Source organism: Actinacidiphila polyblastidii (assembly GCF_036353415.1).
Classification (GTDB): Bacteria; Actinomycetota; Actinomycetes; order Streptomycetales; family Streptomycetaceae; genus Actinacidiphila; species Actinacidiphila polyblastidii.
Window position 1 is genome coordinate 186,880 of the sequence record NZ_JAZEWV010000005.1, and the last position, 22,588, is coordinate 209,467.

At 74.8% G+C, this 22,588-nt stretch carries 17 protein-coding genes, 2 tRNA genes and 1 pseudogene; 11 read left to right on the forward strand and 9 right to left on the reverse strand.

Annotated elements, in window-relative coordinates:
• Positions 1 to 28 precede the first annotated feature (28 nt).
• From V2S66_RS09175 to V2S66_RS09185, 3 genes are all read right to left on the reverse strand, one after another.
• Positions 29 to 439: a hypothetical protein gene (locus V2S66_RS09175; RefSeq protein WP_330794182.1), complete on the reverse strand. Its 411-nt coding sequence runs from the start codon at positions 437 to 439 to the stop codon at positions 29 to 31.
• 223 nt (positions 440 to 662) lie between these two features.
• On the reverse strand, positions 663 to 1,256 hold the full coding sequence (locus V2S66_RS09180) for a histidine phosphatase family protein (RefSeq protein WP_330794051.1): 594 nt from the start codon (positions 1,254 to 1,256) through the stop codon (positions 663 to 665).
• Between the two features lie 51 nt (positions 1,257 to 1,307).
• Positions 1,308 to 1,988 carry a TetR/AcrR family transcriptional regulator gene (locus V2S66_RS09185; RefSeq protein ID WP_330794052.1) on the reverse strand — a complete coding sequence of 227 codons (681 nt, stop codon included), beginning with the start codon at positions 1,986 to 1,988 and terminating at the stop codon, positions 1,308 to 1,310.
• Positions 1,989 to 2,272: 284 nt separating this feature from the next.
• Between V2S66_RS09185 and V2S66_RS09190 the strand changes: the two genes are divergently transcribed.
• The 9 genes and pseudogenes from V2S66_RS09190 (at position 2,273) to V2S66_RS09230 (ending at position 12,339) form a co-directional block, all read left to right on the forward strand.
• Positions 2,273 to 3,454: a phosphatase PAP2 family protein gene (locus V2S66_RS09190; RefSeq protein WP_330794053.1), complete on the forward strand. Its 1,182-nt coding sequence runs from the start codon at positions 2,273 to 2,275 to the stop codon at positions 3,452 to 3,454.
• Between the two features lie 39 nt (positions 3,455 to 3,493).
• Positions 3,494 to 4,582 (forward strand): annotated as a pseudogene (locus V2S66_RS09195) (hypothetical protein); the annotation flags it as partial.
• A 317-nt stretch (positions 4,583 to 4,899) separates the two neighbouring features.
• The gene (locus V2S66_RS09200; RefSeq protein ID WP_330794054.1) at positions 4,900 to 6,594 is read left to right on the forward strand and encodes a hypothetical protein; all 1,695 of its coding nucleotides are present in this window, start codon (positions 4,900 to 4,902) and stop codon (positions 6,592 to 6,594) included.
• Between the two features lie 8 nt (positions 6,595 to 6,602).
• Positions 6,603 to 7,976, forward strand: a complete 1,374-nt coding sequence (locus V2S66_RS09205) for an AAA family ATPase (RefSeq protein ID WP_413966348.1) — start codon at positions 6,603 to 6,605, stop codon at positions 7,974 to 7,976.
• A 149-nt stretch (positions 7,977 to 8,125) separates the two neighbouring features.
• Complete coding sequence (locus tag V2S66_RS09210) at positions 8,126 to 8,503, forward strand: hypothetical protein (RefSeq protein ID WP_330794056.1); 378 nt, start codon at positions 8,126 to 8,128, stop codon at positions 8,501 to 8,503.
• A 109-nt stretch (positions 8,504 to 8,612) separates the two neighbouring features.
• Positions 8,613 to 9,197 carry a bifunctional DNA primase/polymerase gene (locus V2S66_RS09215; protein ID WP_330794057.1) on the forward strand — a complete coding sequence of 195 codons (585 nt, stop codon included), beginning with the start codon at positions 8,613 to 8,615 and terminating at the stop codon, positions 9,195 to 9,197.
• Between the two features lie 55 nt (positions 9,198 to 9,252).
• Positions 9,253 to 9,326, forward strand: a tRNA-Lys gene (locus tag V2S66_RS09220).
• Between the two features lie 86 nt (positions 9,327 to 9,412).
• Positions 9,413 to 11,803, forward strand: a complete 2,391-nt coding sequence (locus tag V2S66_RS09225; RefSeq protein WP_330794058.1) for a phosphatidylglycerol lysyltransferase domain-containing protein — start codon at positions 9,413 to 9,415, stop codon at positions 11,801 to 11,803.
• Between the two features lie 107 nt (positions 11,804 to 11,910).
• Positions 11,911 to 12,339: an OsmC family peroxiredoxin gene (locus V2S66_RS09230; RefSeq protein ID WP_330794059.1), complete on the forward strand. Its 429-nt coding sequence runs from the start codon at positions 11,911 to 11,913 to the stop codon at positions 12,337 to 12,339.
• A 31-nt stretch (positions 12,340 to 12,370) separates the two neighbouring features.
• Here V2S66_RS09230 and V2S66_RS09235 read toward each other — a convergent pair whose 3' ends face one another.
• Positions 12,371 to 13,609, reverse strand: a complete 1,239-nt coding sequence (locus V2S66_RS09235) for a M6 family metalloprotease domain-containing protein (protein WP_330794060.1) — start codon at positions 13,607 to 13,609, stop codon at positions 12,371 to 12,373.
• Between the two features lie 5 nt (positions 13,610 to 13,614).
• The gene (locus tag V2S66_RS09240) at positions 13,615 to 14,886 is read right to left on the reverse strand and encodes a M6 family metalloprotease domain-containing protein (protein WP_413966338.1); all 1,272 of its coding nucleotides are present in this window, start codon (positions 14,884 to 14,886) and stop codon (positions 13,615 to 13,617) included.
• Positions 14,887 to 15,195: 309 nt separating this feature from the next.
• Between V2S66_RS09240 and V2S66_RS09245 the strand changes: the two genes are divergently transcribed.
• Positions 15,196 to 16,980, forward strand: coding sequence for a putative bifunctional diguanylate cyclase/phosphodiesterase (locus V2S66_RS09245; protein WP_330794061.1), 1,785 nt, complete (start codon positions 15,196 to 15,198; stop codon positions 16,978 to 16,980).
• Positions 16,981 to 17,070: 90 nt separating this feature from the next.
• Here V2S66_RS09245 and V2S66_RS09250 read toward each other — a convergent pair whose 3' ends face one another.
• Complete coding sequence (locus V2S66_RS09250; RefSeq protein ID WP_330794062.1) at positions 17,071 to 18,894, reverse strand: glycosyl hydrolase family 18 protein; 1,824 nt, start codon at positions 18,892 to 18,894, stop codon at positions 17,071 to 17,073.
• Between the two features lie 274 nt (positions 18,895 to 19,168).
• Entirely contained in the window at positions 19,169 to 20,311 is a 1,143-nt protein-coding gene (locus tag V2S66_RS09255) for an LLM class flavin-dependent oxidoreductase (RefSeq protein ID WP_330794063.1), read from the reverse strand.
• A gap of 376 nt (positions 20,312 to 20,687) precedes the next feature.
• Between V2S66_RS09255 and V2S66_RS09260 the strand changes: the two genes are divergently transcribed.
• A complete protein-coding gene (locus V2S66_RS09260; RefSeq protein ID WP_330794064.1) occupies positions 20,688 to 21,443 on the forward strand; it encodes an IclR family transcriptional regulator in 756 nt (251 codons plus the stop codon).
• A 76-nt stretch (positions 21,444 to 21,519) separates the two neighbouring features.
• Here V2S66_RS09260 and V2S66_RS09265 read toward each other — a convergent pair.
• Positions 21,520 to 21,593 (reverse strand) — tRNA-Lys (locus V2S66_RS09265).
• Between the two features lie 35 nt (positions 21,594 to 21,628).
• A complete protein-coding gene (locus V2S66_RS09270) occupies positions 21,629 to 22,465 on the reverse strand; it encodes a pentapeptide repeat-containing protein (RefSeq protein ID WP_330794184.1) in 837 nt (278 codons plus the stop codon).
• Positions 22,466 to 22,588: the final 123 nt, after the last annotated feature.

The following is a 22,588-nucleotide window of genomic DNA, read 5'->3' on the forward strand; positions in this document are numbered from 1 at the left end:
CGGCCGCCCCGGACACCGCCGGGCCCGCTCAGGCGCCGTCGAGGCGCTCCGCAAGCTCGACGTTGCGCGCGGCTTCGCCCAGCGCGGCGCGCAGCACCGCCGGGTCGGTGACCGCGGTGCCGGTGCGCGGGGGGACCAGCCAGCCGGACCCGAGCGGCTGCGGCTCCCCCGCCGCCTGCCGGCACGAACTGCCGGGGACGTCCCAGCAGTCCGCGGTTCCCGGCGGCACGAGGAAGGCGAGGCTGTCGCCCGCCCGGTTGTGCAGCACCGGGCCGACGCCGCTGCCCAGCCGCAGGATGTCCACGGCCTCCAGTCCCTGCCGCGCGGGCACGGTGACGATGTCGGGTTCCTCACAGTCGGCCGCCGCCGTGCCGCGACACGCGTGCGGACCCGCCGCCCCCCCGCCGGCCGCTCCCCCACCCGGAAGATCCCCGCTCAGAAGGTCCCGGCCCACCGGGCTCCCGCCGTCGGCCGGGGGTGTCTCGCTGATGCTGTTCGCCACGGCAAAAGCCTCCTCGCAGGATGCGTGCGCCTCTGGTGTGTCCGGCGTCACATCCTTTACAACGCCTTCACGAGTCAGCGGCTACGCGTCCTTCACCCCTCAAGGGGTGGCGTTTCCTGGCGAATTGCCGCGCGAACCGGCGGGCGCCGCGCCACCGCGGTCACTCCAGGTGCGCGGTGTCGTTCCAGCGCTCGACCGCGGGCTGCCCGTACGCCCAGCCCAGCACCGACAGGGACGCCGGGTCGAGCCGCAGCGCGGCGGCGAAGGCCGGGTCGAGGCCGAGCCAGCGCGCCCCGAGGGTGCGCAGGAAGTGGCCGTGCGCGAAGACCAGCACGTCGCGCTCGGCGGACCTGGCCCATCCCACCACCTCGTCGGCGCGCGCGGCCACCTCGGCGAGCGGCTCGCCGCCGGGCACGCCGTCGCGCCAGATGTGGAAGCCGGGGGCGCGCTCCTGCAGCTGCGCCGGGGTCAGGCCCTCGTAGTCGCCGTAGTCCCACTCCAGCAGTGCGTCCCACTCCTTGGCCCGCGGCCCGAACCCGGCCAGCTGCGCGGTGTCGGCGGCCCGCAGCAGCGGGCTGGTGCGGATCTCGACGTCCGGCAGGCCGTTCCAGGGCGCCGCGGCGAGCCGGTCGCCGAGCAGCAGCGCGGTGCGCCGGCCCTCCTCGGTGAGCGGGATGTCGGTGCGGCCGGTGTGCCGGCCGAGCCGGGACCACTCGGTCTGCCCGTGCCTGACCAGGTGGATTCGCGGAGCCATGCAGGGCCTTTCATCGGCGCGGAGGGGAGTCCACCATGATGGCCCACCCGTTCACGACGCGCCGAGCAGCCCCTGCAGCATGGCGTCGAGCCCGTGCTCGTACTGCCGTCCCGCGTCGTCCTGGGCGCACAGGAGTTCGGGCGCCAGCGAGACCAGCGCCGGGTACCGGTCGGGCGGCAGCGCCTCCAGCTTGGCGCGGACCCGCTCGCGGACCTCCTCGCGGCACAGGGCGCGGGCCCTGCGGGTGTTCCACAGCGCGGAGCCGACGGTGTACTGCATCAGGGCGACGTGCGCGTAGGCGGCGTCGGCGCGCGAGAGCCCGGCGCGGTGGAGCAGCCCGAGCATCCGGTCGATGACGGCGATGGCGTCGTCGCCGCGCTGCGGGCGCGCGGTGAGCAGCTGGAGGGCGGAGGGGTGCTCGGTGAAGAGCCGGTAGAGGCCGCGGCACACCTCACGCAGCTCCGCGCGCGGCTCGCCGCAGCCGGCCGGCGGCATCTCGATGGTGTCCAGCAGCCGCTGCGCGACCGCGTCGCTGATCTCGTCCTTGCCGCGGAAGTGCGAGTAGACCGCCATGGTGCCGACGCCGAGCTGCTCGGCGAGCGCGCGCATGGTGAACGCCTCGGCGCCGTCCCGATCGAGCAGACCGATGGCGGCGTCGAGGATACGATCCGGGTTGAGCGTGTTGCGCGGCGCACGGCGCCGTGGGGAGCGGACCGGCTGGGTGACGGACATCGGGTTGCCTTGTTCTCGTCCTGCGGATCGGGACCTGCGGTTCTGGGAAGTCTCGCGGACCCTCCGTCACGCGTGGTATCGCGCGGCGGGCAACCCGGGCAGCGGACCGGGCGTCCTTGTGCGTGCATACCCCGTCACCGGAGGTCGAACACCGTACGAGCCCTGATGGTCCGGGGAATTTCCGGGGTGGTGCGCCGAGGGTTTAACGTACGTCGTACGGTAGAGCGTACGCCACAAGTCCATGACCGCCGACGCGGCCTCGGAGAACCTGGAGAGACCTCCGCATGACGATCACCGCCGCCGCGCCGCGAGCCGCCGCCTACCGCGGCCGGCTCCGCTGGTGGACCGAGCTGCCGCTCATCGCCGTGGTCTACGCGCTGTACTCGGGTGCCCGGCTGCTGGTCCGCGGTGACGTCGACGACGCGGTCGGACACGGCGCCGACATCCTGCACTTCGAGCAGCTGACGCACCTGGACCCGGAGCGGTTCTTCAACCGGCTGTTCACCGAGCACGCCTTCCTCGGCGTGCCGGCCGACTTCGCGTACGCGTCGCTGCACTACATCGTGACCCCCTCGATCCTGGTCTGGCTGTGGCGCCGCCGGCCGACCCACTACCGGGTCGCGCGCACCTGGCTGATGATCTCCACGCTGATCGGCCTGGTCGGCTTCACCTTGCTGCCGACCGCGCCGCCCCGGCTGCTCACCGGCCACCACGGCTTCATCGACACGATGGCGCAGTACGGGTCGTACGGCTGGTGGGGCACCGACGCGAGCGCGCCGCGCGGCATGGGGCACCTCACCAACCAGTACGCGGCGATGCCCAGCCTGCACGTGGGCTGGTCGCTGTGGTGCGGCATCATGCTCTTCCGCTACGGCCGCCACTGGACGGTCCGCACGCTCGGCGTGCTCTACCCGCTGACGACCGCGTTCGTGGTGATGGGCACCGCCAACCACTACCTGCTCGACGCGGCGGCCGGCGTGGCCGTGATGGGCATCGGCTTCCTGGCGGCCAGGCCGGCGCTCCGGATGGTCGACGCGCTGCGGGCCAGGGCGGCGGGGGCGATGGGCCAGGGCGAGGCGGCGGCGGACGGCGCGGCCACCGCCGCGGGCGCCGAGGGGGACAGGACCGTGGTGGACGGCCACGCGCCCGCGCGCGACGCGGCGGAGGCGGACGGCGACGGCGGCACGGCGCACCCCGACGCGCCGAACGCACCGGACGGCCTGGACGAGCTGGGCACCCTGGACGACCTGGACGACCTGGACGACCTGGACGGATTCGAGGACCTGGACGGACGGGACGTGCACGACGGTCCCGACGCCGCCGGCAAGGACGGCTCCGGAGGCCGGACCTTCGTGCCGCGGCCGGCGAACGCGCGGCACGACGCCGCGCGCGAGGACGACTCCGAGGGCGCGGCCGGCGGCGATCCGGGCGCGCTGGACGCCCCCGCGCGCAGCGGACTGTCGTAACGCGGTGCCACACTCTCCCGCGTGAGCACTGTGCACCCCCTGCGGGAGCGGCTGGCCGCGCTGCGCGGCCCCGCCACCCCGCCCCGCCCGCTGGACGCGCGGGCCCTGGCCGCGCTCGCCGCCAATCCCGGCTGCCGCCGCCGGGCGGTGCTGGACGCGGCCGGCGTCGACAAGGGCGCCCTGGCCGGACGGCTGGGCACGCCGGCCCCGTTCGGCCAGTCGCGCTTCGCCTTCTCACGCGGCCACGCCTTCGAGTCCCGGATCATGGCGGACGGCTGCGCGCAGCTGCTGGCGCTGCTCGGCGCGTCCGCCGCGGACGGGGACGGCGCGCCGGTCCGGGCCGCGGTCCCCGACCTGTCGGCCGCGGGGCCGCAGAGCCGGGCGGCCCGCACCCGGATCGCCCTCGCCGAGGCCGCGCCCGGCAGCTGGACGCTGCTCGACCACCCGATGGTCGCGCTGGAGGTCGCGGGCTCCACCGCCTACCTGGAGCCGGACGCCATCGCGGTCGGCCCGGACGGCGCGTGGACGGTCATCGAGATCAAGTCCTTCCCGATCCTGGACGGCGGCGCCGACGCGGTGAAGGTGGGCGCGGCGGCCCGGCAGAGCGCGGTGTACGCGCTGGCGCTGGACGCGATCGAGCCGGGCCGGGCCCGCAGCTCCTTCCTGCTGGTCTGCCCGCGGGACTTCTCCAACCAGCCGACCGCGCAGTGGGTCGACGTCCGCAAGCAGCTCGCCGTCACCCGGCGGCAGCTCGCCCGGCTGACCCGGATCGAGGAGATCACCGCGGCGCTGCCCGCCGGCACCACCTTCGACCTGGCCCCGGCCGCCGACGGCGCGCCCACCCGGCCGCCGGCCGACCTGGCCGCCGCGGTCGACACGGTCCCGGCCGCCTACGCACCCGAGTGCCTCTCCACCTGCGAACTCGCCTTCCACTGCCGGGAGCGGGCCCGCGAGGCCGACCGCGTGGAGGCGCTCGGCCGCTCCCTGCGGGCCGAACTCGGCGGCATCACCACGGTCGCCGCCGTCCTCGCCTCGGCCGCCTCCGGCGGCGACCCCTCCGACCCCGCCGTCGCGGCCCTGCGCCGCGCCGCCTCCCTGCGCACCGAGGCCCTCACCCGGGCCGCCGCCCCCCTCCCGGCCCCCGAGCCCAAGCCGACCGGGGCCGCCCGCCCCGCCGCGACGGCCACCCCGACCGGCCCGGCGCCCGAACTCCCCCCGCCCGCGGACCCGCGGCCCGCTCCGGACGCGCACCCGGCCCCGACGCGGCCGGGTCCGGCCGCCGAGCACGCCGCGGACGCCCACCCGGGCGCGAAGCCCCCGCCACTCCCGGCGGCCCGCCCCGCCGCGGAGGCCCAGCCCGCTCCGGACGCGCACCCGGCCCAGACGCGGCCGGGTCCGGCCGCCGAGCACGCCGCGGGCGAGCGGCCCGGCGGGAGGGCGGACGGGTGAGCGTGTTGCAGACGCTGGCCAGGGCCGAGGCGGTGGCCGGGCGGCGGGCGGTGCCCGCGGCCACCGTGCTGCACCGGCATCTGTCCGGGCGGCCGGTGGTGTTCGTGCCGCTGACCACGGCGGGCGAGGCGGCCGCGCCGCTCGGCGCGATGGTGGGCACCGACCGCGAGGCCCCGCGGCTGCTGGTCGTGCCGCAGCCGCTCGACCGCGAGCTGCGGTTCGCCTTCCTCGCCGGCCTCGCGGACGTGCTGATGCCGCTGCTCGACTCCTGCGGCGAGGCGGTGGAGGTGGAACCGGCCACCCGCAACCGCGAGGAGACCGAGGTGTGCGCCGACGCGCTCCAGATCGTCGTGCCGAACTTCGCGGCCCTGGAGTACGTACGGCTGCTCGGCCGCTCGACCCGCTTCCTGCGGACCGCGCAGGACCCGGACGCGCCGTACCCGGTGCCCGCGCCGCTGCCGCTGCTGGGCCGCTGGCTCACGCACTACGCCGAGCGCGCCCGGACCCCGGGCAGCGCGCTGCTGCCCGCGATGACCGAGCTGCTCACCCGGCACTGGACGACCGGGCAGAGCGCGATGGAGGACCAGCACCTGGGCGCGCTGCTCGGCTGGATCGATCCGCCGCCGGGGCTGGACGGCCCGGCGGCCGCCGCCCGCGCGGAGACCGCGCGCGGCCGGGACGGCCTGCTGTTCAGCCCGCCGGCCGGGCCCGCCACCGACCCGGTCTTCGACAACCGGGTGCTCGCGCCCGCGATGGCCCGCTACGACGCCGCCCGCAAGGCGCTGCACGCGGCCGGCGAGGCGGAGGCCGACGCGCGGGCCGCGGCCGCCGCCGCGCTGACCGCCGCGGAGGCCGAGCTGCGCGACCTGGTCGCCTCCCAGCTGCGGCCCACCTGGGACGACGTGTGGCACGGCCTGGACCTGCTGCGGACGCTGCCGCCCGGCGCGCACACCGAGGAGCGCTGGAAGCGGGACCGGTGGTCCTTCACCGGCCACCGGGACCGGGTGCGGGCCGGCGAGCCGCCGCAGCCGCGGCGGGACGACGCGGTCACGGCGGCGCAGAAACTCGCGACGCGGGAGACCGCGCAGGCCCGGCTGTCCGCCCAGGAGGCGCTGGACGATCCGCTGGTGATGGCGGAACGGCGGCTCGCCGGTGAGGCGTTCGCCGGCGAGGTCACGGCGGTGGAGATGGCGTACTCCGAGGGGCGGCGTCCGATGCCGCGCCCGCTGGTCACCCTGGTCACCGCCGACCGCCCGCAGGCCGAGCCCGGCGCCAGGTGCTTCCGCGCGCTGCCCGGCGCGAGGTCCGCGCAGAGCGCGCAGTTCGTCGCGCTGGAACCTCTCGACCCCGGGCCGGACACCGATTCAGGCACCGGGCCGGGCGCCGACGCCCGGCCGCCGGACCGCTGGGCGGTCACCGTCCGCCTCACCGGCGGGATGGGCAACGGCCGCACGCCGAAGGAGGGTTCGGTGCCGGAACCGGGCGACGAGGCGGTGTTCACCTGCTTCGAGCACGACGCGCGCGGCGGCCCCGCCCTGCCCGACCCCGAGCAGACGCCCTGGACGCACGGCGGTCCGCCCCGCACCGACGGCGCTGCCGGCACCGGCGTCGACGGCGGCCGGGGCGACGGCGCGCGCCGGGCCGCCCCGGCCGATCCCCCCGACCCCGTCACCGCGGAGGACTTCCTGTGACGCACCCCGTGCGGACCGACGGCACGGCCCCGCCCGGGGGCGAGCCGTTCGACCCGGGCGGCGCGGCCGCCGAGGCCACCGCCGCGATCCTGCACAGCACGCTGCACGGCGCGGCCCGCGGCGTGGTCGTGGACTCGCCGCCCGGCGCGGGCAAGTCGACCCTCGTGGTCCGCGCCGCCCGGGAACTGGTGGCCGCAGGCGAGCAGTTGATGATCGTCGCGCAGACCAACGCACAGGTCGACGACCTCGCGGACCGGCTGGCGACCGCCGACCCCGAGCTGCCGGTCGGCCGGCTGCACGGCGCCGACTCGCCGCCGGACGCCGCCCTCGACCGGCATCCGATGCTGGCCAGGTCCAGCGCGGTGGCGGACCTCAGGGACCGCGCGGTGGTGATCGCGACCGCTGCGAAGTGGGCGTACGTCAAGGACGTCGAGCCGTGGCGGCACGCCATCGTGGACGAGGCGTACCAGATGCGCTCGGACGCGCTGCTGCAGGTGGCCGGGCTCTTCGAGCGGGCGCTGTTCGTCGGCGACCCGGGGCAGCTCGACCCGTTCAGCGTGGTGGGCGCGGAGCAGTGGGCCGGGCTGAGCTACGACCCGTCGGCGAGCGCGGTGGTGACGCTGCTGGCGCACAATCCCGGGCTGCCGCAGCACCGGTTGCCGGTGTCCTGGCGGCTGCCGGCGAGCGCGGCGCCACTGGTGTCGCGGGCGTTCTACCCGTACACGCCGTTCCGCAGCGGCACCGGGCCGGGCGACCGGCGGCTGGTCTTCGGCGTGCCCGGTGACGGCGAGGGGCCCGACCGGGTGCTGGACGAGGCCGCGGAGTCCGGGTGGGGGCTGCTGGAGCTGCCGGCCCGGCACACCCCGCGGACCGACCCTGAGGCGGTACGGGCGGTGGCGCTGGTGGTGCGGCGGCTGCTGGACCGCGGCGGTGTGACGTACAGCGCGCCGGACCCCGATCCGGCGCCGCTGACCGCCGACCGGATCGCGGTCGGCACCGCGCACCGCGACCAGGCGGCGGCGGTGCGCGGCGCACTCGCCGCGCTGGGCGTCGCCTCGGGGGTGGGCGGCGTCGCGGTGGACACCGCGAACCGGCTGCAGGGACGGGAGTTCGACGTCACGGTGGTGCTGCACCCGCTGTCGGGGCGGCCGGACGCGACGGCCTTCCACCTGGAGACCGGCCGGTTGTGCGTGCTCGCCTCCCGGCACCGGCACGCCTGCATCGTCGTGTGCCGGGCGGGCGTCGCCTCCCTGCTGGACGAGCACCCGTCGTCGGAGCCGGTCCAGCTGGGCGTCACGGTCAAGTTCCCCGACGGCTGGGAGGCGAACCACGCGGTCCTCGCGCACCTCGCGGAGCACCGCACCGTCTGGCGCCCGGCCTGAGCGCCGGGCCCGAAACGCCCGGCCCGAGCGCCCGGCCCGGCGCAGGCGTGAGCGCACGGGCTCGTGCGGGCTCGTGCGGGCTCGCGCGGGCAGGCTTGCGCGAGCGCGGGACAATGGACGGGTCGACCGAGTCCACCGGAGGTATCCGCATGTCAGAGCCGCAACCGGCTCAACCCCCGCAGCCCGGACGCGAGGACCGGGCCAGGCCGCGGCGCCCCGTGCCGCTGCTGTTCGAGCCAGGAGCGCCCGCCGCGCAGGACGAGAACCGCTTCTTCGACCTGGAGTCGATGGAGGACCCGCGGGAGATGCTCACGCGGGCCACCGAACTGGCCCTCGCCTTCCGCGCGGCGGCCGACCGCGCCACCGAGTTCCAGGCGATCGCGGCCGCCCAGCTGGCCGATCCGCGGCGGTTCGACCGGCTCACCTACGAGCGGCTCGCCGAGCAGGCCGGGTGGACCGAGGACTACGCGCGGAAGATGGTCGAGTACGGCGAGAGCCTCATCAAGGGCGGCGGTACGACGCCTTAGCGTCACCACGCGGCTACCGGGAGGCAAGGTACTCCCCGCCCCGCGCTCGCGTCCCGGGTTCCGCCGATTCCCACCGGGGCAACCACGTCACCGGGTACATGTAGACGCCATGGACGAATGGCACGCCGTGGACATCGTCACCGAGGCCCTCCGACGGCAGCACACCGCGTACGTCACCCCCGAGGGCGCCGCCTGGCTCGCCTCCGCCAGCGCGTTCCCGCGCAGCGTGGAGGCCCTGTGGTCGGCCCGCCCCACCGCGCCCGGGGTGCTGCCCTGCGGCACCGCCTTCGACGTGGTCAACGCGCCCGCCCTGTTCGGCCGCAGGGTGCTGGAGCGGCTCTGGGGGTCGGGTCCCGGCAGTGGCCCGGTGGCCGTGCACCGCGGCCGGGTGCTGCTCTTCGTCGCCCCCGGCGCCGCCCACCGGCTGCCCTCGCTGCTGGCCTGGGAGGAGTGGGCGGCGGCGGTGCCGCCGCTGCTCTGCCACGGCGCGGGCGACGCGGTGACCGTGCCGCCGCTCTACGGCGCCGCGCCGGACGGCGACTGCGAGACCGCGTCGCGCTGGGTGGTCGCGCCGGACACCCGCCACCCCTGGCTGCCGGGCGTGGACGTGCTGCTGTGGGCGTGCGTGCGGGCCGCCCGCGACGCCGCGCGAAAGCAGGTCCCGTCCCAGGTCAGTGCCCCTGGGACGGGGTGAGCGCTATCGATTTCCACTCGCCAGGACCGGATGCTAATGTCTACGACGTCAGCAGGCGCCGCTAGCTCAGTTGGTTAGAGCAGCTGACTCTTAATCAGCGGGTCCGGGGTTCGAGTCCCTGGCGGCGCACCTGATCCGAAGGCCCCTCGCGGAAGCGGGGGGCCTTCGGCGTGTTGGCGTTCCCGGGGCGGTCGTCGTCCGGCCAACCTGGAGCCATGGGGCACTGGCTGGCGGACGACCCGTACCGCGTCCGGATCGCGGAGAGCGGCCGGCTGCCGCTGCTCCTGCTGCTGGCCGGGCTGATCGGCTCCTTCCTGTTCATCCGGTTCAGCACCCGCATGATCCGCCGCGGCGTGTCGTGGTGGCCGGGGAACGTCCAGCCCGGCGGCGTCCACATCCACCACGTGGTGTTCGGCCAGGCGATGATGCTGATCGGCGGGATCGGCGCGTTCTCGGTGCGCGGCGGGCCGGTGGCCTACGACGTGCTCGCGGCGGTCTTCGGGGTGGGCTGCGGTCTGGTGCTGGACGAGTTCGCGCTGGTGCTGCACCTGGAGGACGTGTACTGGAAGGAGGAGGGCCGGCAGTCCGTCGACGCGGTCATCCTCGCGGTCGCGGTGATCGGGCTGCTGCTCGCCGGCCAGGCCCCGCTGGGCGGCTACGTCGGCGGCCGCTCGTCCGCGCCCTATCTGATCGCCGCCGCGCTGCTGGGCTTCGTGGTGGTGTGCCTGTTCAAGGGCAAGGTGTGGACCGGCCTGCTCGGCGTGATGCTGCCGCTGCTCGCGGTGGTGGGCGCGCTGCGGCTGGCCCGCCCGGCCAGCCCGTGGGCGCGTTGGCGGTACGCGCCGCGGCCGCGCCGGATGGCGCGCGCGGAGCGGCGCGAGGAGCGCATCCACCGGCGGGTGGCGCGGGTGAAGACCCGGCTGATGGACGCGGTCGCGGGCGCGCCGACTCCGGTGTCGCTGGCCAAGCCGGAGCCGTCCCGGCCCACCGTCGTCGAGGTGCCGCCGTCGCGGCTGGAGGTGCTGCTGGCCCGCGGGCTGCGCCCGCTGCGCGACCCGGGCGCCGCGGTGGCGGTCTGGTACCTGCGGGCGGCCACCGCGCTGGACGCGGTGACCGGTCTGGTCGCGCCGTTCCGCGAGCGGGTGCGGGCCGCGACCGACGGCGAGTACGTGACGGCGTTCCTGGTCAGTCCAGGCTTCACCGGGGCGGTGCTGGCCTTCGTGCTGTCGGTGAGCCTGCGGCGGCGCAAACGCGCGGCGTGGCTGCTGACGACGGTGCTGACCGCCGCGTACCTGGTGCTGATCACGGTGACCGTGGCGGTGGTGCCGCGGGCGCACCGGCATCCGTTCAACTGGGTGTCGCTCGCGCTGACCGTGCTGCTGCTCGCCGCGTTGCTGGTCTCGCGCACCGCCTTCAACGTGCACGGCGAGCGCGGCAACACCTCGCTGGCGCTGATCGGGCTGGTCGCCGGCGCGGTGGGCGGGGTGGGCCTGAGCACCCTGCTGGTGCACGCCACCGACCGGCAGCCGCCGAGCGAGTGGGGGGCCAGCGCCCGGTACGCGGGGGTGCGGGTGCTGACCGTGTCCGGCCTGTTCGACCTGCCGGGGGTGGACGTGCCCGGCTGGACCGACCTGGCGATCAACGTGCTGAGCGTCGCCCTGATGCTGGTGGTCCTGCTGCTGTTCTTCCGCGCGCCGCGCGCCAGGACCCGGTTGCAGCCCGCGGACGAGCGGCGGCTGCGTGCCCTGCTGCGCGCGTACGGGCGCGGCGACTCCTTCGGCTACTTCGCGCTGCGCCGCGACAAGTCGGTGTGCTGGAGCGGGAACCGGGACGCGGCGGTGGTGTACCGGGTGGTCAACGGCGTGGCGCTGGCCTCGGGCGATCCGGTGGGTCCCGCCGCCGCCTGGCCTTCGGCGGTGGCGCGCTGGCTGGAGACCGCGCGGCGGCACGCCTGGGCGCCGGCGGTGGCGTACGCGAGCGCCGAGGGCGCGGCCGGCTACCGGGCGGCTGGGCTGCACGCGGTGGCCTCGCGCGAGGAGGCGGTGCTGACCGCGGGCGGGCTGCCGCCGGCGCAGGCCGTGCTGCGGCGGGTGATGGCGGACGCGGGGTACCGGGCGGTGCTGCGCCGCCAGCGGGAGGTGGACCCGCAGGAGTGGCTGCGGCTGGGGCAGTTGGCCGACGCCTGGCGGCGGCGCGGCAGCCTGCTGCGCGGGCTGCGGGGGCGCGGCCCGGGGCTCGGCCGGCTCGGTGACGCCTCGGACGGCGACTGCCTGCTCGCGGAGTGCCGGGACCGGCACGGCAGGGTGTGCGCGCTGCTGGTCTTCGTGCCGTGGGGCGCGGACGGGCTGACGCTGGACGTGCTGCGCTGGGACCGCGAGTCGGGCCGCGCCCCGGTGGACTTCCTGCTCGCGGAGGTGCTGCGGCGGGACGCGGCCGGCGGCGCGGCGCCGGGCGGCGCCGCCCGGGTGTCGCTGAACCTGGGCATGGACCGGGGCACGGTCACCGTGGTCGCACGCCATCTGATGTGCGAGCGCCGCACCGAACTCCCCCGGGTGCTGGCCGCGGCCGCCTTCGCCGAGCCGGTTCCGCACTTCCGCCGCTCCTGACGCCCCTGACGCTCCACCCGCCCCTGCCGCCGTCGCCGCGCCGGGCGGGGTAGCGTTCGGGAGACGGCGCAAGCCGACGACCGCAGGCACCTCTTGGAGGCTTCACCATGGCAACCACCCGCACCGCGACGACTCAGTGGAAGGGCCCGCTGCTCAGCGGCTCCGGCACCGTCTCGCTGGACACGTCCGGCGTCGGCACCTATGACGTGACGTGGGCCTCGCGCGCCGAGGAGGCGAACGGCAAGACCTCCCCCGAGGAGCTGATCGCCGCGGCCCACTCCTCCTGCTACTCGATGGCGCTGTCGCACGGCCTGGCCGGCGCGGGCACCCCGCCGGAGAGCGTGCAGACGGTCGCGAACGTGACGTTCCAGCCCGGCGAGGGCATCACCGGCATCACCTTGACGGTCAAGGCCCGGGTGCCGGGGCTGACCGCAGAGGCGTTCGAGGCGGCCGCGCAGGAAGCCAAGGCCAACTGCCCGGTGAGCAAGGCGCTGACCGGCGTGAACATCACGCTCGACGCCGAACTGCTGTCCTGACGCAGCTCCCCCGCCCCGCCCGCGGGGCCGCTCAGCGGCGGGTGACGTGGATGTCCCACGCGCCCGCCGCGGTGTGCGCCCGCACCGAGAAGCTCAGCCCGGCCTCCCGGTCGGTCCAGCCCTCGCCGACGGTGAAGGGCGCGTCGTTCAGCGAGTTGAAGGCGCCGCTGCTGAAGTCGCAGGCGGAGGTGAGCGGGTGGGCGTCGGTCACGGTGATCGGCCCCTGCCCGGAGTCGACGTCGGTGCGCACCCGGTAGGCGAGCACCCCGGTGCGGCACGCGTCCTTGTCGTCGCCGCTGCGGGCGCGCGCCTCCAGCACGTACGCGCGGGTGTCGGAGTACGGGATGATGACCGCCTTGCTGCCGCCGGGGGTCTCCAGCGGGGTTATTCGGTAGGTCGCGCCGCCGTGCCGGGTGTCGCAGTCGATCTGGCGGTCGCTCAGCCAGCCGAGCCGCCACTTGTGCCAGGCGAACAGGTCGCCCTGCAGCCCCCAGTCCAGCGACATGGTGTCCCACTGCCCGGCGAGGGTGTCGGTGCGCTGGAAGTCGTCGACGGCGTAGAGGTCGGGCAGCCCGAGGGCGTGTCCGTTCTCGTGGCTGAGCACGCGTGAACCCGACTGGTCGTGGCCGTAGATGAGCGAGACCTTGTTCAGCCGGGCGCCCTCGTCGGTGGTCACCGCGGACGCCCCGGTCCAGGTGACGGAGAGCACCGCCTCGTCGGCGGGCGGGCCGGCGTTGGGCGTGACCAGGATGTTGACCAGGTCGTAGCCGCGGAAGTCGATGTCCTTGTCGGCGACCTGGAGCAGGTCGCGCATCATCGCGGTGTGCTCGTCCCAGCCGTAGCCCCGGCCGATCCCGTACGCGGAGAACGGCCGCGGCATGCGTATCCAGCGCAGCACCGGGGTGGACTCGTAGTCGAGCCGGCCGTAGGACGCGGCGGCGTACCACTGCTTGACGGCCGGGAAGAACTCGCCGTAGCGCTCGGCGGCGCTGTAGGGGGCCGGGGCGTCGGGGAAGTCGACGAGCAGCGTCAGCGCGCGTACGGCGCCGGTGGAGCGGGCGAACTCGCCGTCGGGGCCGGTGCTCACGTGGTCGGGGAAGCCCTCGGACATCGCGACGCCGGGCACCGCGCGCAGGGCGCAGGGCCGGCCGGACGGCGGCGGGCCGTTGAGCACCGTGGAGTGCCCGCCTGCGGAGACGGTGGAGCTGACGACGAGCAGCCCGAGGACGGTCAGTGCGGCGATCCGCAGCCAGACCCGTGCCGGCGGCACGGCGGTCAGCTCCCGAGGCCGTGGTAGGCGGCGCTCTTCGGTGCGTTCTCGGTGATCCGCACGGTGAAGGTGCCGTCGTCCTGCCGCCCCAGGACGCTCACCTGGGTGGTGCCGTCGGGCAGCGTGTAGCTCTCGCCGACCCCCAGGGGCGCGTCGGCCAGCGGCGGGTAGACGGAGGTGGCGGGGCACGCGGAGGTGCCGGGGTGGCCGTCGACCACGTCGATCGGCCCGTCGCCCGACTCCCGGTCGGAGCGCACCTTGTAGAGCAGCACCCCCTGGCGGCAGGTGGTGCGGTCGTTGCCGGCCGCGGTGCGCGCCTCGACGGCCAGCGCGCTGTCCGCGCCGGTGCGGACCACCAGCAGCTTGGTGCCGCCGGGCGTCTCCAGCGGGCTCAGGTCGTGGTAGGTGGTGCCGGTGCGGGCGATGCAGCCGACCTGGCTCCGGCGCAGCCAGCCGAGCTTCCACTTGTGCCAGGCGAAGGGCTCGGGGGCCAGGCCGAACTGGCTGCCCATCAGGTCCCAGTCGCCGACATGGGTGTCCCAGTCGGCGTTGCTGCCGGCCGGCGGCCGGTAGTAGAGGTCGGGCAGGTCGAAGACGTGGCCGGTCTCGTGGGCCAGCACGTTGCGGTCCGGCGGGTGGTGCTCGAAGACGGTGACCAGCCGGCGCAGCGCGGTGCCGTCGACGTCGATCGGCTGGGAGAGGTTGACGACCTTGGTGGCGTCGGAGTCCACCCCGGGCGCGTCGGGGTCGGCGACCAGGTACACCACGCCGTAGCCCCGGAAGTCGATCCGCGGGTCGGCCACCGCGAGGGCGTCGCGCAGGTAGCGGGTGCGGTCGGCGGCGTCCCAGTCGCGGTTGATCGCGTACGCGGTGGACGGGCGCGGCATCTGGAGCCAGCGGGTCTCGGGGTGCACGTGCAGCCGGAACTGCCCGTAGGAGGCGCGGTCGTAGAAGTGCGCGGTGTGCGGGAAGTGGTCGGCGGCGACCTCGGCCGGGGTGAGCTGCGGCGCGGCGTCGGGGAAGGACAGGAAGATCATCAGGGCTTTCACGTCGCCCGCCGGCCGCGCGTAGTCGCCTTCCCAGCCGTCCACGCCCTCGGAGTGGTGGACGTCGGTGCGCGGCAGCAGGCATGCCGCGCCGTCGGCGCCGTGCGCGGCGGGACCGGTCATCAGGGTCCACGCGACCAGTCCGGCGAATCCGGCCACCGAGGCGGCGGCGGAGCGCAGCAGCCTGCGGTGGGCGCCGCCGCTGACGGACGCGCTGGGAGAGCGCCGCACGAGAACCTCCGGAGTCTGGCAGAGCCCGTTCGGGAGACCTCCTTCACATTGCTATGGATTGGGGTGTTATGCGGCATTCGGCTGCGCCGAGCGGGTGTCGGCCGCCATGGCGCTGATGTTCGGACGCCCACCCGTCCGGACGACTACGCTCCGTCATGGCGTACGGAGGGCGATCAGGTGCTCGACCCAAACGAGCGGAAACGGTCATTCCGTCAGCGCTCGTGCGGGAAATCACCAGAGCGCCGCTGGAACACCAACTCCGCCAGCCCATATGATCGCGGTGACGGAACCGCTAACAGGGAGCAGGCCATGGGCGGACCCTCGGGCAGCCCCGGCGCCGAGCCCGAGAGCACGGCACACGTCATCACCCAGAGTCACCCGCCCTTGTGGCGCTCCCCCGACGCCGAGCTGCGCGACTACCGCGCGGCCTTCGCCGTCGCGGGCGCCGCGATGGCGCTGCTCGGCCCGGACGGCGCGGTGCTCGCCGCCAACGGCGCGCTCGGCGACCTGCTGGGCACCTCGCCCGAGGGAATGAGGTCGGTCGGCGCGGCGGCGCTGCTCGGGCTCGGCGGCGACCCGCACGCGCACGCCGCCTTCCACGAGGTGCTGACCGGCCGCCGTCCCCGGCTGCGCTGCACGCGCCGGCTGTCCCGTCCTGACGGCGGCGCGGTGCGCGCCGAGATCACGCTGTCGCGCACCGAGGCGCTGCCGCTGCTGCTGACCGTCCAGGACGTCGGCGAACGCGACGGCTTGCGCGAGGAGTTGCGGCATCTGCGGATGCACGACCCGGTGACCAGGCTGCCCAACAGGGCGCTGTTCTTCGAGCGGCTCGCCGCGGCCTGCGAGCAGGCGCCGGGCCGCGGCGACGCCGGGCGGGGTCACCCCGGCACCGGCCGGATCGGCCTGTGCTACCTGGACCTGGACGGCTTCAAGGCGGTCAACGACACCCTCGGCCACCGGGTCGGCGACGAACTGCTGGCCGCGGTGGCCGGCCGGCTGCTGGCCTGCGCGGAGCCCGGCGGGCACCTCGTCGCGCGCCTCGGCGGCGACGAGTTCGCGGTGCTGCTGCGCGAGTCCACCGGCACCGGGCAGGCGACCGGCCTGGCCGCCGGGGTGCTGGAGGCGCTCCAGGAGCCGTTCGACGTGGCCGGGCACCGGCTGGCGGTCTCGGCGAGCATCGGGGTGGTCGAGCGCGAGGCGGCCGGCACCTCGGCGACCCTGCTGATGCAGACCGCGGACACCACGCTGTACTGGGCGAAGGCCGACGGCAAGGCCCGCTGGACGCTCTTCGACCCGGAGCGCAACGAGCACCGGATGACCCGCCAGGCGCTGTCCCGCACCCTGCGACAGGCCGTGGAGCGCGGCGAGTTCGTCCTGGACTACCAGCCGCTGGTGGCGCTGGACTCCGGCGAACTGCGCGGTGTGGAGGCGCTGGTGCGCTGGGAGCACCCGCACTTCGGCCGGCTGGCGCCGAACCGCTTCATCGGGCTCGCCGAGGAGGACGGCTCGATCGTGCAGCTGGGCCGCTGGGTGCTGGCCGAGTCCTGCCGGCAGGCCCGCGCCTGGCAGCAGGCGTTCCCGGACGCGCCGCTGGTGGTCAGTGTGAACGTGGCGGTGCGGCAGGTGTGGGACTCCGACCTGGTCGCCGACGTGGCGGCGATCCTGCGCGAGACCGGACTGCCGCCGCGGCTGCTGCAGTTGGAGCTGACCGAGTCCGCGGTGATGGGGTCGGCCGGGCGGCCGCTGCAGGCGCTGCACGCCCTGCACGAGATGGGGGTGCGGATCGCCATCGACGACTTCGGCACCGGCTACTCCAACCTCGCCTACATGAGCCGGCTGCCGGTGTCCGCGCTGAAGCTGGACGGCTCCTTCGTGCAGGGCTTCCGCTCCGCGGAGCACCCCAATCCGGCGGACGAGACCATCGTCGAGGCGCTGGTCGATCTCGCCCACCGGCTGGGTCTGACGGTGACCGCCGAGTGCGTGGAGAACGCGGAGCAGGCGGAACGCCTGCGGCGGATCGGTTGTGACACCGGCCAGGGCTGGCACTACTCACGTCCCGTGGGGGCGGACGTGATCTCGGGGCTGCTGGCCTGATCCGCCGTTCGCGGGCGGCCGGGCCCCCGTCCTCGGGGGGAGTGAGGACGGAGGCCGGGCCTGGGGCCGCGCGGGTGTGTCAGTCGCGCTCTAGCAGGCGCCGAGGTCCTGCCAGACGCCCCACTCGCCGGTCGTGCCGGGCTCCTCGTTGGTGGTCCACCACTTGGCGTTCCACTTGTGGCCCTTCCAGGAGACCTGGTTGCCGCCGACGTAGATCGCGCTCGCGCTCCACGAGGGCAGCGTGCAGGTGCCGCCGCCACCGGTGGTGGTGCCGCCGGTCGTCGTGCCGCCGGTGGTGGTCCCGCCGGTGGTCGTGCCACCGGTGGTGGTCCCGCCGGTGGTCGTGCCACCCGTGGTGGTCCCGCCCGTGGTGGTCCCGCCGGTGGTGGTGCCGCCGGTCGTGGTCCCGCCCGTGGTGGTGCCGCCGGTCGTCGTGCCGCCGCCGGAGCAGCTGGACGCCGAGCCGTTGGTCGCGGTCACGATCTTGTTGAAGAGCGTGGCCGCCGGGTCGAGGTCGAGCAGCGAGTACATCATCGAGCCGGCCAGGCCGTGGCAGTGCGCGTAGTCCGCCTTGGCCTGGATGCCCTGGCTGCCCAGGCCGGTCCAGAACTCGCTGCCGTTGTAGAAGTAGTTGGACTGCGAGGCCGCGTCCCAGAAGGTCGTCGACGGGTTGTCGACGAGCCCGGTCAGCTCCTTGTAGTACGCGGTGCCCGCGACCTGGCTGATGCCGCGTGCCGCGGCCGGGCCGGTGGCCGGCTGGTACAGGCCGTGGTTGCTGCCCGCGGACACCCCGGTCCAGCCGCGGTAGTACATCGGGTAGCCCATGGTGATCTTGTTGGCCGGGAACCCGCCGGGGATGCCGTAGGCCGGATCCCCGGTGGTCCACGCCTTGATCGCCGCGTCCGAGCTGTACTTCTCGGTCCCGGGGCTGATCGGCGAGGACGGGTCGCTCGGCGACTGGTACGTCGGGTCCTGGTGGTTGGTCGGACCGGTCGTCTCGAAGGCGCCGTGCATGTCGTACGTCATGATGTTCGCGTAGTCGAGGTACGAGCCGACCTTGTTGGTCTCGATGTTCGCGATCTTGTCCTGGCCGGCCGGCAGGGCCGCGGTGAGCAGCATGTGCTTGCCGCCGTTGGCCGAGCCGTACGCGTCCAGCTCGGTGCGGAACTCGGCGAGCAGCGCGGTGTAGTTGGCCTTGTCGGCCGCGCTGTAGTGGTTGCCGGTGTGGCCGCCGGGCGAGCCGGGGTACTCCCAGTCGATGTCGAAGCCGTCGAAGATGCCGGCCGCGCTGCCGGCGCCGCCGTAGCCGCCCTGCGAGGGCAGGTTGCCCTTGATGAACATGTCGATGCAGGAGCTGACCAGCTTCTTGCGGCTGGCGTCGGTCGCCGCGGCGTCCGAGAAGTACTTGGAGTACGTCCAGCCGCCGAGCGAGGCGACGATCTTCAGGTTCGGGTACTTCGCCTTCAGCTCCTTGAGCTGGTTGAAGTTGCCCACGATCGGCTGGTTCCACACGTCGGCGGTGCCGTTGACGCTGATGTCGGCGCCGAAGGACTTCTGGTAGTCCGCGAAGGCGTCGCCCGCGCCGTCACCGGCGTTGGGGTCGCTCTCGTTGGTCGAGTCCGACGCCTTGGTGGCCTCGAAACACGTGTGGTTGACCGGATCGATGTTCTCGAACGAGTAGTTGAGGACGTTCAGCTTGCCCGCGATCCCCTCGGTGTCGAGGTTCTTGGGGTAGAAGGCGTTGCCGTACACGCTCCACTGGTCGTAGTAGGCGATCTTCACGCCGCCGGTGCTCGCCGCGGCGGCGGCCGCGGGCTTGGCTGCGGACGTGGTGTCCGCCTGGGCGGTGCCTCCGCCGAACGCGAGTGCGACGAGCGCACCGGCACCCAGCGCGGCGCTCGTGGCGGCGGCCACGAACGCTTTCCTTCTGGACTGCACGAGAACCTCCGGGGGGAGAGGGAGGAACAACAGGGGGCTGGGGAAATTGATAGGCCCTCGTCAAGTGCACGTCAATGGTCTGAACCAAGGTTGGGTCTAGACCAATTCGGCCGCACCGGCCGGCCGGCGCCCTCCGCGCGCCAACGGCAAAGCCGCTCGTCAGTCGGGTGACGAGCGGCTTTAACCCTGGGTTAAGTCAGGGCCCCTGGTCGGTACGGCCTTGGACCACAGGCGACCCGGAAACCAGTCTTTAACCAGCCGACGCTCCTGTCGCGGCCCGCGCGGCCGGCGCCAGGGAAGCGTCCTCGGGGAAGCCGTAGGCGTCCGCGATCAGTTCGTACGACCGCAGCCGGGCCGCCGGGGTGTGCGCGTTGGCGGTGATCACCAGCTCGTCCGCGCCGGTCCGCTCGACCAGCGCGTCGAGCCCGGCCCGCACGGTCCCCGGCTCGCCGTGGATCACGTTCGCCACCCAGGAGTCGGTGAACTCCCGCTCCATCGGGCTGAACCGGTAGGCCGCCGCCTCGTCCGGGGTCGGCACCAGGCCGGGACGGCCGGTGCGCAGCCGCAGCATGGACAGCGCTCCGGTGAGCACCTGGCGGCGGGCCTGCTCGGGGTCGTCGGCGGCCAGCGCGGACACCCCGATCGAGGCGTACGGACGGTCCAGCACCGCCGAGGGGCGGAAGGACTCGCGGTACAGGGCGAGCGCCGGCACCGTGTTGGCGGCCGAGAAGTGGTGCGCGAAGGAGAACGGCAGCCCGAGCGCGCCGGCCAGCTGGGCGCTGAACCCGGAGGAGCCGAGCAGCCAGACGCTGGGCCGGTCCGCGGACTGCACGCCGCCCTCGGCGCTGCCCTGCACCGGTCCGGGGATGGCGTGGATACGGGAGTACGGGTGCCCGTCGGGGAAGTCGTCGTCGAGGAAGCGGGTCAGCTCGGCGAGCTGGCGCGGGAACTCGTCGGCGCCCTCGTGAGCCGAGTCGCCGCGGCGCAGCGCGGACGCGGTCGCCCCGTCGGTGCCGGGCGCGCGGCCCAGGCCCAGGTCGATCCGGCCGGGCGCGAGCGCCTCCAGCGTGCCGAACTGCTCGGCGATCACCAGCGGCGCGTGGTTGGGCAGCATCACCCCGCCGGACCCGAGGCGCAGGGTGCGCGTGAAGGCCGCGAGGTGGGCGAGGATCACCGCGGGCGAGGAGCTGGCGACACCGGGCATCGAGTGGTGCTCGGCCACCCACATCCGGTGGTAGCCGCGGGTCTCCGCGATCCTGGCGATCTCGACGCTGGTGCGCAGCGCGTCGGTGGCGGTCAGCCCCTTGCCGACGCCGGCCAGGTCGAGCACCGACAGCGGTACGGGCGCGGTCCCGCGGACCGTTCCGCGGATGCCCAGTCGTTCGTCACCCACGGCGGGCGCCTCCTAGGTCGTACTCGGTCGTACTCGGTTCCGGTGTGCGGGCTCGCACACCCCCCTGTCGCGCAACCGGAGACGGCGTCCGGTTGTTCCCCGGCGCGGGAACCCGCGGTTTTCAGCCATCGCGACGCCGGAAATGGGGGAAGGGGCAGGAGACCGAAAAAGAGGGCAATGTCTCCGGCATATGCCAGAGTGCCCCCTTCCTGCGTATACGCCTGCGGGCGCCCGCTCGCGTCGTCAACCTCCTCTACGCGCAGAGGCATTGGGGCTATCGTGAAGGTCCGGCCACACGCCGCGCCAGGCCCTCGCTCCTGACCCGCGACCAGGCGCGAGGACGGGTCGCAGACGGTCTTACCTGCAGGGGGCTACCGTGGCGCTGGAACACCGACAGATCGGGCCGGTTCACGCGGTCCAGCACGCGCTGCGCGTGCTGGAGTCCGTCGACACCCACCGGCACGGCGTCACCGCGGAACAGCTGGCGCGGGAGATCGGTGTGCCGCTGGGATATCTCGAAGAGCTGCTGACGATGCTGCGCCGCGAGCGCTATCTCGGCTTCCTGCCGGGCGGCGGCTACGTCGTCGGCGAGTCGCTGGTCCTGCTCGGCGCCGCCCACCGCGACCTGGCGCTGGCCGAGAGGCTCAGGACGATCCTGTCCGAACTGCGCGACGAGGTCGGCGCGGCGGTCTACTTCAGCCGCTACGACGACGGCGAGGTCAACATCATCGACTTCGCCGACGGCCCGAACACGCCGAAGGTCAACGAGTGGGTCGACTTCCGCTCGGCCGCCCACGCCAGCGCCGTCGGCAAGTGCCTGCTCTCCCAGCTGGACCACAACGGCCGGCTGGAGCACCTGTCCCGGCACCGCCCGGCCCGGCTCACCTCCCGCACCGAGGTCGACGACCGGGTGCTGCTCACCAAGCTGGAGCGGCAGCCCGCCACCGTCCCCACCCTGGACCTGCAGGAGTACGCGGTGGGCACGGTCTGCGCGGCGGTCCCGGTGACCATCGGCAAGACCGTGGCCTGCCTGGCGCTGTCCATGCCGTACGCCCAGGCGCACCGGCTGCGACCGGCCGTGGACACCCTGCACGAGCGCGCCGCGCCGATGCTGCTGTCGATGAGCCTGTGACGCCCGCGAGCCCGGGACGCCCCGCCCGGCCGGGCACGAGGAAGGCCCCCCGCCGAAGCGGAGGGCCTTCCTGCGGTGCGCCGCCAGGGACTCGAACCCCGGACCCGCTGATTAAGAGTCAGCTGCTCTAACCAACTGAGCTAGCGGCGCCTGCGGGAACAACTATACGTGATCTGCGGGAGTGCTCATGACCACCCCGGCGCGGCGCTCCCGGCCCAGTGCGCGGGCCGCAGCGGCCGGCCGGGGATGCGGGTCCCGGCGTCGCCGCGGGCGGCGTTCAGCTGGGTCTGGGTGACGAAGAGCGCGCCGGTCAGGTCCGCGCCGCGCAGGTCGGCGTCCCGCAGGTCGGCGCCGATCAGGTCGGCCAGCCGCAGGTCGGCGCCGCGCAGGTCGGCGCCGATCAGATACGCGCCGCGCAGGTCCGCCCCGCGCAGGTCCGCGCCGCGCAGCCGGGCGCCGACCAGGTCGGCGCCCCTGCGGTTCCTGCGCCGGCCCGGCGCCTGCGCCCTGACCAGCTCGCTCGCCCGCAGCAGCAGGCCGTTGACCGCGGCGCGCTCGGCGGCCGGGTCCAGCGCGGGCAGATCGACGGCGGGCGACCGGGTGAGGCCGCCGATCCGCTCGGCGGCCCGCGCGGCCTGCGGGTGCAGCTCCGCGGCGGCGTCCAGCGCGAGCACCTCGGTGAGGTACCAGAGCAGCTCGTGCAGCTGGCGCATCAGCGGCAGCGCCGCGAACATCGCGGCGCCGCCGTCCGCGGCGCCGCGCCAGTCGCGGCCGCCGAAGGTGACCTGGGAGAGGTGCTGGCCGGCGCCGAAGCAGTCGTAGACCGAGCAGCCGGAGTAGCCGCTGTCGCGCAGCCGGGTGTGGATGCCGCAGCGGTGGGCCGGGCCCAGGTGGGTGCAGGGCTCGCCGGCGCGCTTGTCGCGGGCGAAGTCCGCGGAGCGGGTGAAGGCGAGCGCCACGCAGCACAGCCCGGTGCAGGCCGCGCAGTCCGCGCGCAGCGCGGCGCTCGTCGCGCCGGTCACATCGCCGGACGCCGCCCCGGAGGTCCCCCCGGGCGTCGCGCCGGGCGCGCCGGCAGCGGCCGGGTCGCCGGTTCCCGTGTCCGCCGTATCCACCGTGCCCACGTGCCCGTACGCTCCCAGAGT